This window comes from Streptomyces kronopolitis (genome assembly GCF_014646275.1).
In the GTDB taxonomy this organism is placed as follows: domain Bacteria; phylum Actinomycetota; class Actinomycetes; order Streptomycetales; family Streptomycetaceae; genus Streptomyces; species Streptomyces kronopolitis.
Genome location: NZ_BMND01000001.1, coordinates 382848 through 394792 on the forward strand (window position 1 = coordinate 382848; position 11945 = coordinate 394792).

The 11945-nt window shown below is 70.8% G+C and carries 10 protein-coding genes; 6 read left to right on the plus strand and 4 right to left on the minus strand.

From position 1 onward, the window contains the following. The first annotated feature begins 179 nt into the window (after positions 1 to 179). Positions 180 to 752 (plus strand): GNAT family N-acetyltransferase, encoded by a 573-nt coding sequence (locus tag IEY78_RS01435; RefSeq protein WP_189095594.1) that lies wholly within the window; start codon positions 180 to 182, stop codon positions 750 to 752. Positions 753 to 841: 89 nt separating this feature from the next. Here the strand turns inward: IEY78_RS01435 and IEY78_RS01440 are convergent, their stop codons facing one another. After that, positions 842 to 2437 (minus strand): serine/threonine-protein kinase, encoded by a 1596-nt coding sequence (locus IEY78_RS01440; RefSeq protein WP_189095595.1) that lies wholly within the window; start codon positions 2435 to 2437, stop codon positions 842 to 844. A 266-nt stretch (positions 2438 to 2703) separates the two neighbouring features. On the opposite strand from IEY78_RS01440, the gene IEY78_RS01445 reads away from it, so the two are divergent. Both IEY78_RS01445 and IEY78_RS01450 read left to right on the plus strand, forming a co-directional pair. Next, positions 2704 to 3060, plus strand: a complete 357-nt coding sequence (locus IEY78_RS01445; RefSeq protein WP_229699615.1) for an STAS domain-containing protein — start codon at positions 2704 to 2706, stop codon at positions 3058 to 3060. A 58-nt stretch (positions 3061 to 3118) separates the two neighbouring features. Beyond that, positions 3119 to 4831, plus strand: a complete 1713-nt coding sequence (locus IEY78_RS01450) for a SpoIIE family protein phosphatase (protein ID WP_189095596.1) — start codon at positions 3119 to 3121, stop codon at positions 4829 to 4831. A gap of 117 nt (positions 4832 to 4948) precedes the next feature. Here the strand turns inward: IEY78_RS01450 and IEY78_RS01455 are convergent, their stop codons facing one another. From IEY78_RS01455 to IEY78_RS01465, 3 genes are all read right to left on the minus strand, one after another. Continuing rightward, the gene (locus IEY78_RS01455) at positions 4949 to 5743 is read right to left on the minus strand and encodes an ABC transporter ATP-binding protein (RefSeq protein ID WP_189095597.1); all 795 of its coding nucleotides are present in this window, start codon (positions 5741 to 5743) and stop codon (positions 4949 to 4951) included. After that, positions 5740 to 6744, minus strand: coding sequence for a FecCD family ABC transporter permease (locus IEY78_RS01460; protein WP_229699642.1), 1005 nt, complete (start codon positions 6742 to 6744; stop codon positions 5740 to 5742). The genes IEY78_RS01455 and IEY78_RS01460 overlap by 4 nt, the downstream gene beginning before the upstream one ends. A 95-nt stretch (positions 6745 to 6839) precedes the next feature. After that, positions 6840 to 7829, minus strand: a complete 990-nt coding sequence (locus IEY78_RS01465; RefSeq protein WP_189095600.1) for an ABC transporter substrate-binding protein — start codon at positions 7827 to 7829, stop codon at positions 6840 to 6842. A 234-nt stretch (positions 7830 to 8063) separates the two neighbouring features. Here IEY78_RS01465 and IEY78_RS01470 point away from each other — a divergent pair, with 234 nt between their 5' ends. From IEY78_RS01470 to IEY78_RS01480, 3 genes are all read left to right on the plus strand, one after another. Continuing rightward, positions 8064 to 8801: a (2Fe-2S)-binding protein gene (locus IEY78_RS01470; RefSeq protein WP_189095602.1), complete on the plus strand. Its 738-nt coding sequence runs from the start codon at positions 8064 to 8066 to the stop codon at positions 8799 to 8801. A gap of 327 nt (positions 8802 to 9128) precedes the next feature. Beyond that, the gene (lanKC, locus tag IEY78_RS01475) at positions 9129 to 11717 is read left to right on the plus strand and encodes a class III lanthionine synthetase LanKC (RefSeq protein ID WP_189095603.1); all 2589 of its coding nucleotides are present in this window, start codon (positions 9129 to 9131) and stop codon (positions 11715 to 11717) included. Then, entirely contained in the window at positions 11714 to 11869 is a 156-nt protein-coding gene (locus IEY78_RS01480; protein ID WP_189095605.1) for a hypothetical protein, read from the plus strand. The genes lanKC and IEY78_RS01480 overlap by 4 nt, the downstream gene beginning before the upstream one ends. Positions 11870 to 11945 lie beyond the last annotated feature (76 nt).

Here is an 11945-nt window from a genome sequence, read left to right on the forward strand (position 1 = left end):
CCTCCTCACTGGGTGCTGCGGTGCCACGTGTCGCCACTGCCGGGCGCGCCCCCTGGCCCCCAGGATCCCGCAGAAGCCCCGCCCTCGCATGGCGACGGCTTCTCCGGGGCCGCACTGCCGCGGACCGGGGTCGGATATTCGCTGTTCTGCCCGCCCCAAGAGGACACAGGATGGTGCGCATGACATTGGCTACCCCTACACTGCACACCGCTCGCCTGCGGCTGCGGCCCTTCACCGACGCCGACGCCGAGCCCCTCTTCGCACTGCACAGCAGCACCTACGTGATGCGCTACTGGGACTCCCCGCCGTGGACCGACCATGCCCGCGCCGCTCGTTTCATCGCGAAGTGCCGGACGATCGCGGACGAAGGAACCGGGGCACGGGTGGCCATCGACCGTGCCTCTGACGGTGCCTTCGTCGGCTGGTGCGGTCTGACCGGATGGAACCCGGACTACCGCAGTGCGTCGTTGGGCTACTGCCTCGACGAAGCGATGTGGGGCCACGGCTACGCGACAGAGGCCGCGCACGCCTTGCTGGAGTGGGCATTCGACACACTGGACCTGAATCGAGTCCAGGCCGAGGCCGATACGCGCAACGAGGCATCCGCCCGGGTGCTGGAGAAGGTCGGATTCGTGCGTGAAGGGACGCTGCGGGAGGACTGCGTCGTGAACGGCGAGGTATCCGACTCGTGGGTGTTCGGTTTGATCAAGCGAGAATGGCGTCCCTCGGCCGTGTGGACTCCAGACCGCTAAGGGGTTGGACTGCTCGTCCGCGTGCAGGGCGCGGGTGCTGCCACCCGTCAAGTGCCGTCCGGTAGCGAGGAGTTCAGGAACTGGCTGTCTCAGGAAGCGGTCGGGAGGAAACCATCCAGGACCTTGTCGAAGACGGGACGGTAGGTGTCCCACTTCCCTTCCGGCGCCGAGACGTAGATGTCGTACTCCCGGCCGCCTTCGTGGCCGAATCCGAGTTCGATGGCTCGGTAGGATGCCTTTCCCCGGAAGGCGAACTCCCATACCGCCGCCGGCTGGTTCCGGAACGTCGTCTCTGTCATGCGCAGCCGGCGATATATGGGGTAGTTGACCTTTGTGTTCGACTCCTGGTCCGCGATGCGGGACATGGGGTTGGGGCCAGCGGGAGCCACTGTCCTGATCGTGAGTTCGACATGGCTGACGGGGTTGATGTAGGTGACCTGTTCGGCTGTGCGTTTCGAGTTCTTCCAGCCGTTCGGAACGGGGAAGGAGGCGCCGATTTTCTCCTCCCTGACCTGGTGGTAGCCGTGGGGCACCGGCGATGCCGCCGGCGAGGACGGGGTGGCGTGATGGCTCTGCCGGGCCTCGGGCGCGCCCTGGTTGCGGTGCGATGCCGCGTAGAGCGCCCCGGCGGTGGCCGCCGCGGTCACGGTGACGGCGGTCGAGGCAAGGAGGAGGCGCTTGCGGCCCCGGCGGCGGCCCCGTCCGGCGGCGGTCCGTGGGGGCACCGGCACTGTCGGGGGTGCGGACCCGTCGCTCGTGGCCCGAGCCTCTGACCCGGGCTCCTGGAGGGGGTCCGGTCCGGCCACGGAATGCCGTTCCACCGGTGAGGTCGCACCGGTGACCGCTGGTGACATCCCCGCCGTCGACTCGCCCGAGCGTGCGTCCCGCAGGGCTTGCTCGATCTGGTCCGCCGACGGCCGGTCGTCCGGGTCCTTGGACAGGAGGGCCCCGATGACCGGTTCCAGGGGACCGGCGTGCTTCATCGGCTCCGGCGGGTCGACGGCGATGGCGTACGCGGTCTCCATCGCGGTGTCACGCCGGAACGGCGGCCGCCCCTCCACTGCCTGGTACAGGGTCGCGCCCAGTGCCCACAGGTCGGAAGCGGCCCCCGGTGTCCGTCCGCGGACGCGCTCCGCCGCCATGTAGTCGATCGACCCGACCAGCTCGCCGGTCTTGGTCAGCGTCGACGCCCCGGCCGTCATCGCGATGCCGAAGTCGGTGAGCACCACCCGCTCGCCCGTGCCCAGGAGGACATTGCCGGGCTTGACGTCGCGGTGCAGCACGCCGGCGGCGTGCGCGGCCCGCAGGGCGGCGACCATGCCCAGGCCGATGCGGCCCGCCTCCTCGGGCCCGATGGTCCGGCCGCCCTTGAGCAGCTCGCTGAGCGTGGGCGGCGCGACGTACTCCATGACGATGCAGGGCCGGCCGTCGTCGTCCACGACGTCATGGACGACGATCACGTTCGGATGTGTGATGCGGGCGGCGCTGCGCGCCTCGCGGCGGGTGCGCTCATACAGCGTGGCGAGCTCGTCCTCGGCCAGGTGCGGCTGCGAGTGCAGTCGCTTCAGCGCGACCTGGCGGCCCAGGACCTCGTCCTCGGCGCGCCAGACCGTGCCCATGCCGCCGCGTCCGATGCGCTCCGCGAGCCGGTAGCGTCCGGCCACGAGCCGTCCCTCATCCGACACTGCGCGTCCTCCACCAGCCCTGTGCACGTGCGATTCGCCCGGCCACCGCAAGCCACGCGGGGCGGCCCGCGGCGTCCACGTGTAGGACGCACGCACGGCCGACGCGGTTCGGCCCTGCCTCCGTTTTCCGCGGTTTTCCTCAGTGTCCGACACCGAGGGTTGCGCGCCGGGCACACCCCGGCCAGGAACGAGCGGGTGACGCCGATGGCCTCCGCGGGTCGATGGGGTGGGAGGATGGGGAGATTCCAGGGTGAGGAGGAACCACCGTGTTGGTTCCGGCGTCCAGCGTTCGACGAACCGGGGATTGCGGGCCGTGGGCGGTGGTGGTCCTCGCCGGTGAGGTGGACCTCTGCCTGGTGCCGGAGCTGCGAGAGGTCATCGACGCCCTGACCGCGGAGGACCGGGCGTGGCTGGTGCTGGACCTGGAGCAGGTCACCTTCATGGACTCCTCGGGCCTGGGCGTACTGGTGTACGGGATCCGCGGCGCCGAGGCACTCGGTGGGGGGCTGCGGCTGGCCGGCCCCGGTGTCCAGGTGCGCAGGCTGCTGGAGCTGACCGGGCTGGACGGCGTGGTGGAGGTCTACGAGGACGTCGCAGGGGCGTGCAAGGCTCCCGGCCAATGAGGGTCGGGTTTCCCGGGTCCCGTCAACCGCGGAGCGGCGGAAGGGCAGAATACGGCGGGTGGAGAGACTCCCGCAGACGGATCCCGCCGCCGGCCGGGGCAGGGGCGAGGCGCTGATGTCGGAGTTGTTCGCCGCGGCCGGCGCCGGGGTGTACGCCGTGGACGGTCAGGGACTGGTGGTCGCCTGCAATCCCTGGGCGGAGAAGCTGCTCGGGTACGAGCCCGGCACCCTGATCGGCGTCAACGCGCATCGCACGCTGCACCCGCCCGCCGAGGAGGGCAGCCTGCCCACTCAGCGGCCCATCCTCAAGGACATCGCGCTCGGCAAACGCGTCAGCGGCGACCGGGCGGTGCTGTTGCGGGCGGACGGCACCGCGCTGCAGGTGTGGTGGACCGCGGCGCCGCTGCCGGCACACATGGGACATGACGAGGGTGCCGTGGTGGTCTTCCACGACGCGTCCGCCCAGCGTGCGCGGGAAGGCCGGCGCGCGGAGCGCTACGCGCACAGCGAGACCATGCGCGAGCAGGCCGAATACGATCTGGCCGAGGCGACCTGGCTCAGCGAGGTGACACTGGCCATGGTCAGCACGCTGGACGCGGAGGAAGCGCTGGGACGGGTGGTGCGGCAGCTGGTTCCGCGGATCGCCGACACGGCGTTGATCGACGTGGCCGAGGGCCGCGGGCGGCGCCGCGTGGCCGGCGCGCACCACATTCCCGGTGTGCTGCCCCCGGGCTCCCTCCACGACAGCGCAATGCCCGACCGCCCGGCCCACGCCGAGGCGTTGCGGCGGGTCCTCAAGGGGGCCGGGCCCCAGCACCTGAACACCCACCTGCCGGTCACCGCACCGGGCGATGGGCAAGATCTGCTGACGCTGGTGGAGGCCGAGGAAGCGGTCGTCATCCCCATCCGGCTGCGGGCGACCACCTTCGGAGCACTGACCTTGACGCGGGCCCCCGCCAGCCCGCCCTTCAACGAGGCCGATCGCCTGCTGGCCGAGGAAGTGGCCCGTCGCATCGCCCTCGGGCTGGACAACTCCCGCCTGCACGCGGCCCAGGCCGACATCGCCGCCACCCTGCAGCGCGCGCTGCTCACCGATCTGCCCGACGTCGCGGACCTGGAGCTGGCCGCCCACTACGAACCCGCCCAGCATGCGGCAGAGGTCGGCGGCGACTGGTACGACGCCTTCCCCCTGGAGGGCGGTGACATCGCCATGGTCATCGGCGATGTCACCGGACACGACATCCAGGCCGCCTCCCGCATGAGCGAGCTGCGCAACATGCTCCGCGCCCTGGCCGTCGACCGTCCCGAGGAGGCGCCCGGTCAGATCCTCCGCCGTCTCGACACGGCCCAGGCACGGCTGACCCTCGCGGACTCGGCCACCGCCGTCCTCGCCCGCCTGCACCGCGCCACGGACGGAACGTGGCAGCTGGCCTGGTCAGCGGCGGGACATCCGCCGCCACTCCTCATCACCGCCGACGGCACCGGCTGCTACCTCGACGACGGGCACGAGATGCTCCTCGGGCTGCGTCCCGGCACCCCACGTCCCACCGCACGCGCCCCGCTCCCGGCCGGCGCCACGCTGCTGCTCTACACCGACGGCCTGGTCGAATCCCGTACCCAGTCCCTCGACACCGGCATGACCCGCCTCCGCCAGCACGCCACGACCCACCGCCACCTTCCACTGCCCGACCTGTGCGCCCAACTCGCCCGAGAACTCGGCGACCCACGCGACGACATCACCCTCATCGCCGCCCGGACGCCCACTCCATAGCCCTGTTGGTACGAGCAGGCAGCCCGCGCACCGCCAGGACGTTCGCTCCACCTGGGCGGTGTGCGTGTCTCGTACCCGATGCCCCACCCCGACGGAGTTGCCCCGGGCACTGCGGTGTCACGGAGATGCCTGCACGGTGACATGCGGCACGCCCGTGCGTGGGTGCTCGGTCACCTCTGCCTCGACGCGGTAGACCTCGGACAGCAGCGCGGGGGTGAGTACCTCCACCGGTGTTCCGGTCGCGACCACCCGGCCGGCGTCCATCACGCAGATCCGGTCGCAGAAGGCGGCGGCCAGGTTGAGGTCGTGCAGGGCGATGACGGCGGTGGCGCCGAGTCTTCGGACGAGCCGCAGTGTGTCGAGCTGATGGCGCAGGTCCAGGTGGTTGGTCGGCTCGTCCAGCACCATCGTGCCGGTGCGTTGTGCGAGCGCTCGGGCGATCAGGACGCGCTGTTTCTCCCCGCCCGAGAGCTGGTCGAACGGCGCGTGTGCCAGGGCGTCGACGTGCAGTTCCTCCAGCGCTCGCAGGATGATGTCGCGGTCGTCCGCGTCGTCGCCCGCGAAGGCCCGCTTGTGCGGCGTGCGGCCCATGGCGACCACGTCGTACACGGTGAGTTCGAAGTCGCCGGCGGTTTCCTGGAGGACGGCCGCCAGTTGCTGCGCGAGTCGTTTGCCGGGCATCCGCCAGACATCCGTGCCGTCCAGCAGCACCCGGCCGGAGGTGGGGCGCTGCGCCCGGTAGAACGTGCGCAGCAGCGTCGACTTGCCGGCCCCGTTGGGGCCCACGAGCGCCACCATCTCGCCGGGCGCCACCTGCAGGGACGCCGGATGGACCAGGGTTTTGCCGTTGACCACGACGGAGACCTCTTGCGCGTCGAGCGCCCCGGCCGCGGCTGTCGTGCCGGTCGTCATCGGGCCGCCTTCCGCCGCATCAGCCACAGGAAGAACGGGCCGCCGACCAGGGCGGTGAGAATGCCGACGGGGATCTCCTCCGGACTCATCATGGTGCGTGCGGCCAGGTCGGCGGCGATCAGGAAGGCCGCCCCCAGCAGCGCGGCGGCGGGCAGCGCGCGGCGCTGGTCGGCGCCCACCAGCAGCCGCACCACATGCGGCAGGATCAGTCCGACGAAGCCGATCTGCCCGCTGACCGCGACGATCGTGCCGATCATCAGCGCGACGAGGGTGAAGAGCGAGGCCCGGAAGCGGTGCACGTCCAGGCCGAGGGCCGCCGCGGCTTCCTCCCCGGCCAGCAGGAGGTTGAGCGAGCGGCAGACGCCGAGCAGCACCGCCGTCCCCAGCAGGACCGCACCGACCGGGATCCACACCGTCGTCCAGGTGGTGCCGGCCAGCCCGCCGAGCATCCAGCGCAGGGCGGACTGGGTCTTGTGCGGGTCGTGGGAGGTGACGATGAGGAAGCTGGCCAGCGCGGAGAGCACCTCGGCCATGGCCACGCCCGCCAGCACCAGCCGCACCGTGGTCATCCTCCCGCCGGAACGGGCCAGCAGATAGACGGCGACCAGCGCGGCCAGCGCCCCGCAGAACGCCGCGATGGGCAGCGAGAACATGCCGAACACGGTCACGTTCAGGACCAGTACGAGCACCGCGCCGACCGATGCGCCCGACGAGATCCCGAGCAGCATCGGGTCGGCCAGCGGATTGCGGACCAGGGCCTGCAGCGCCGCCCCGGACACGGACAGTCCCGCGCCCACGGCACCGGCCAGCAGAACCCGGGGCAGTCGGACGTCGACGACGATCGTCTCGCGCACCGGGGTCCATGTCGGCTCGGCCAGCGCCGGATGCAACCGGTGCAGCAGGATGCTCCAGACCTGGTCGGCCGGGATGCTGATCGAGCCCGCCGCGATGCCGGCTGTCGCGGCGCCGAGCAGCACGACGCCCAGAACAGCGAGCACCAGGGAGTAGGGAACTCCGGGGCGCCGCCCGGCGAGTGGACCGTGCCGCTCCCGCCCGCCGGGCCCTTCGACCGCCCCGGGCGCCTGCTTCACCACGGTCACCGGAAGCGCCCCGGGTGGAGCTGGCGGGCCAGCGACTCCACGGCCGACGGAACCCGCACGCCGAGCACGGTGGACGACAGCGGCAGCACCGCGAAGCGCTTGTTCTTGATCGCCGGCACGTCCTTCAGCGCCGGGTTGGACAGCAGGAACTTCTTCTTGGCCTCGGCGGACTGGTCGCCGTAGTCGTAGAGGACGATGACGTCGGGCGCCCGCTGCGCGATCTGCTCGAACGAGACATCACCGAAGGGCTTGTCCAGGTCGGCGAAGAGATTCGCCCCGCCGGCCCGCTTGATCACCTCATTGCCGATGCCCTTGCCGCCCGCGGTGAAGGCGGTCTTGTCGCCGCTGTCATAGACGACGGCCTTGACCGGCGAGACCCCGGAGAGCTTGCGCCGCACGCCGTCGAGCAAGGTGTGCAGACTCCGCACCTCCCGTTCTCCTCGTTCCCGTACGCCGAATATCTTGGCGACGGTACGGATCTCCTCGTCCATCCGGTCCATCGTCACGGGTCCCTTGGCGCACCCCTCGATGTTCAGATGCGTGTTGATCCCGGCCTTGGTGAGGGCGGCGCGGCCGCGTCCCTCCTTCTCGTCGAAGGCGCTGGCGAACCCGCCGTAGACGAAGTCGGGCTCGGCCGCCAGTAGCGTCTCGAACGAGGGGTACTCCTTCGACAGGACTTTGACCTTGCCGTAGGCGCTCCGGTATTGCGGGAGGATCTTGTCGTCGAGATAGCCCGTGCCCACCATCGACTTCTGCAGCCCGAGCGCCAGCATGACCTCGGTCGCGTGCTGGTTCAGCGAGACGGCCCGCTGCGGCGGGCGCTGGTAGGTGGTCCGCACGCCGCAGTTGGACACGGTGACGGGGAACCCCTTCGGGGCGGGGCCCGCTGAGGAGGCGTCGCTCTGCTTGACGGGGCCGCCACAGCCGGCCACCGAGATGGCCACGAGCGCGGTCAGCAGCAACGGCAGCGAGCGTCTGCTCTTCATGGGTTTCCTTCCAGGCATTTTCGGGAGGCGGCGCACGCCGCACAGCGGGAGGCCACGGTTCCGCAAGTTATGTGCAACTGGGATAGTCGTGCAATAAAGCTGCCGAGGGGAGAGACATGGGGGAGGGGACGCGCGGATGCATGGGCCCGGCATACACGAACACCGACGTCGCGTGGCTCCTCGGCCGAAAGGCAGGTCACGCTTCCTTCCACGACCGACCCGAGCGGGGCACCCATGATGACCACCGACACACTCGCTCAGATCTCCGCCATCGGCCCCTACTTCAAGGTGTCCAGCGGGCCACGACCCGATGCCGCGCACTTCTCGCCGCTGAGCGAACTGCACGGGGACCAGGGAGCGCTGGAAGCCTCCGTCGCCGCCATGGGCAAACGACTCGGCACCGATCAGCGACGGGTGTCCGCCTCGACCCTCCACATCGGAACGGCGGCCCGCCTGTGGTCGGTCGCCCTGGCCGCCACCGCACTGACAGGTGAGGTACCCGACCTCGCGCCCGAGCGGCTGTGGTGGCGCGCGACCGCCTCCGGCCCGATCGACCTCTGGCTGCCCGAGCTGCCGGCCCGCTCCCGTGGCCACGACCTGCCCGACGCCCTGTACGAGAGCATCGTCGTACGCCACCTGCGGCCGCTGGACGAGGCGATGCGCCGGCACATCGGACTCTCGCCGAAGGTGCTGCAGGGCAACGCCACCTCCGCGCTCATGGGCGCCGTACGCACCTTGACCAGGCGCGCTCCGCACGCCCCGCACCCGCCGCTCCCGCTCGCCACCGCCCTACTGGAACGGGAGCCCCTCGCGAGCGCCGGCACCCTCACCCTCGACCCCCTCGACTACCGTCGCCACAGCTGCTGCCTCTACTACCGGGTCTCGGACTCCGGGTACTGCGACGAGTGCGTCCTCCACCGCAGGGGACGTGCTCCACGCGGCGTCGAACGCGTCAACTCCGCCGCCACATAGCGTCCTTGGGCCGAGCGGCCGGGGATCCCGCCGCCGGGACGTGCGTCCACCCGTCCGCATGTTCGGGCACACACATCACTTGCGGCATAGGTGCCATGGGAGTCATAGGCGTCATGGGCGCTATCACCCGTCTTAGCCCACTCAGCACCGGCATGTTCTCTTGTTTGAGCAAGTGAGCGAGCTGTCATTCGATCGAGCGATACGGATGGAGTCGTGATTACTCACCGGAGAGGTTTCCGGCGATGGAATTGTCATTCCCGCAAGCACGGTGAGCCGGACGGAGGCTCCCGGCGGACCACTCCACCCGAAGGGGCAACCATGAATGAATTGGCTCATGTTCTGGGAGCCGGTCCTTTCTATGTCCAGGCCGGGACGGTGCCCGGGAAAGATGCCTCCTATGTTCCGCACGGTCTGCCGGTCGACTGGCGGAACACCGTCTCCGGAATATGGCGGCAATGGCACCCGGGCGGCGGCGCGGATATCGAGGCGCAGGGCTGGAAGGTGCACATCAGTGCGCGCGCCGACCGGGCCCGGCACGTGCTCGACATCGCAGCGCCGCTCTGCGCGGAGCACGGTGTGGTGTTCAAACACCTGGCCACCCCGCTCGACTTCGTGGTGATGCACCACAAGCACGCCTCGCGGCGCCAGGCCGGCAAGTTCATCGCCGCGTATCCCGGTGACCCGCGGACCGCCCTGTGCCTGATGCGCGACCTGAAGGAGGCGCTGGCCGGCGAGGAGGGCCCGTACGTCCTGACCGATCGTGCCTTCGAGGGCTCGGCCTGCGTGTACTACCGCTACGGTGCCTTCACCTCGCAGGGCCGCGTACGACCTGACGGTTCGTTCTCGGGGACGGTCATCGACGCGCACGGCGACACCGTCGAGGACGAGCGGGGCATCGGATGCGGACTTCCCCCGGGCATCACCGACCCCTTCCAGGAGCCGGTGGCCTCCCGGGCGCCCCGGGCGGGAGAGGTGTCGGTGGGTGGCTGCACGATCGAGCGCGTCGTGCGGTTCAGCAACAGCGGCGGAACGTACCAGGGCGTCCAGCAGTCCACCGGACGGCGGGTGTTCCTGAAAGAGGCCCGGCCGCATGTCGGCCTGGTCAGCACGGAAAGCGACGCGCGGCAGCGACTGCATTCCGAATTCCAGGCCTTGACGGCACTGCACGCCCTGCACCCGGGTTTGTGTCCGGAGCCACTCGACTACTTCACCGAGGGCGGGCACGACTTTCTGGTGACGGAGTTCGTTGACGGGGAGAGCCTCCACGCCTGGACGGTGCGGAACAACCCCATTGTCAACAGCACCGCGACCGCGGCGGAATTCGAGCGGTATTTCGCCGCCTGCGAGAAATTGATCGACGCGCTGCGCGACGACCTGCGGCGCCTCCATGCGGCGGGCCACGCCTTCATCGACCTCGGTCCGGACAATGTCCTGGTCCAGGAGGGCGGAGTGCCGCGACTGGTGGACTTCGAGACCGTCGGCCCCGTCGGCCGGCTGCCGGCCCTGATCGGCGCCGCCGGCTTCTTCGATCCGGACCTCGCCAGGACCCGCCCTCTCGCACAGGACGAGCACGCCCTGTCCTCCGTGGCGCTGTACCTGCTGGCCCCGATCCAGGTGACCGCGGACCGCAATCCCGCCGTGCTCGGTCATCTGCGGGCCCTGCTGGAGCGGGTGAGTCCGCCGCCGAAGGCCCTGTGGGACCAGGTACTGCGCCGCAGCGCACCCCTGTTGGTGTCCCCGCCGACGCCCGCTGTGTCCCCGGAGCGGCCGGCGAGCGCGCCCGCGCCGCAGTTGCACGCGCTCCGGGACGATCTGGTGCGGGGCATCCTGAGCGCGGCGGACCCGGAGAACGGTGGCACGCTCTTTCCCACCGTCCCCGAAGGCTTCGCGACCAACACGCTGGCGATCCGGCACGGTTCGGCGGGGGTGCTGTACGCGCTGCAGCGGTCCGGGGTGGAGGTGCCGGACGCGATCCTCGCCCGCTTCACACGGGACGCCGTCGCGTCACGGACCGTCCTGCCCCCGGGGCTCTTCAGCGGTACGGCGGGCCTGAGCTGGGTCCTGGCCGACGCCGGGCGGCTCGACGAGGCCGCGGCGCTGCTCCGGCTCGCCGTGGACCACCCCGTCCTGCGGGACTGTCCCGACTTCGCTCACGGGCGGGCCGGCGTGGCGATGGCGTGTCTGCGACTCCACGCGGCGACGCGCGAGTGCCGATACGCCGAGTGGGCCGCGGAGTTGCTCGCGCCGTCGCGTGACGAGACTCCCGGCGACCTGGCGACCACAGGGCTGGCCACCGGACCCGCCGGGGTCGCCATGGCCCTCTACTACCTTTACCGGCTCACCGGTGACGAACCGGCGCGTGTGCGGGGCCGACGGCTGCTCGCCCGCGACCTCGGGCGGGGGACGTACGACCACGGAGGTCTGCTCTTCCCGGTGTCGGCGACGGACCGCCGGCTCATGCCGTACCTCTGGAGCGGGAGCGCGGGCATCGGCATGGTGGTCGAGCGCTACCGCTCGCTCGGGGACGACGAGGAGCTGTGCGATGCCGCGGCCGGGATCCGCACGGCCGCGAGCTGTCTCTTCACCCGTGCCGGCGGCCTGTTCCAGGGGCTGGCCGGACTGGGCACCCACTGGTCCGACGCCGCCCGGCGGTCCGCGGACGAATCGGCCCGCGCCATGGCCCAGGACGTGGCGACGCGCTTGTTCGTGCACCTCGTCCCCACCGAGGACGGCACCTACCTGCACGGGGACCCGGGGGTGCGGCTGAGCTGCGACCTCGGCAGCGGTTCCGCGGGCGTGCTGCTCTTCCTCGACCACCTCCTGCGAGGCACCGCCGACCCGCTGTTCACCCTCGACGCCCACGTCGAGCGGCGCCCGGTGCCGGCGCCTGCCCTCCCCTCAGACTTCCCGGGGTGATCTCCCCGGGAGAGGCGGTCATACCCGACCGCCGTCCGTTCAAGAAGAAGGAATTGATCATGATGAACGTTATTGAGCTGCAGCAGCTGGCCACCGACGTGGACGACGCTCCGATGCCGCCGGAGAAGAGCACGCTCTCCATCGCCTGCTGATGCCCGGCCGTGGGCCGGGCGACTCACCGAGTGCCCGGCCCACGGCCACCGGACCGACAGGTCCCAATGCACTTCC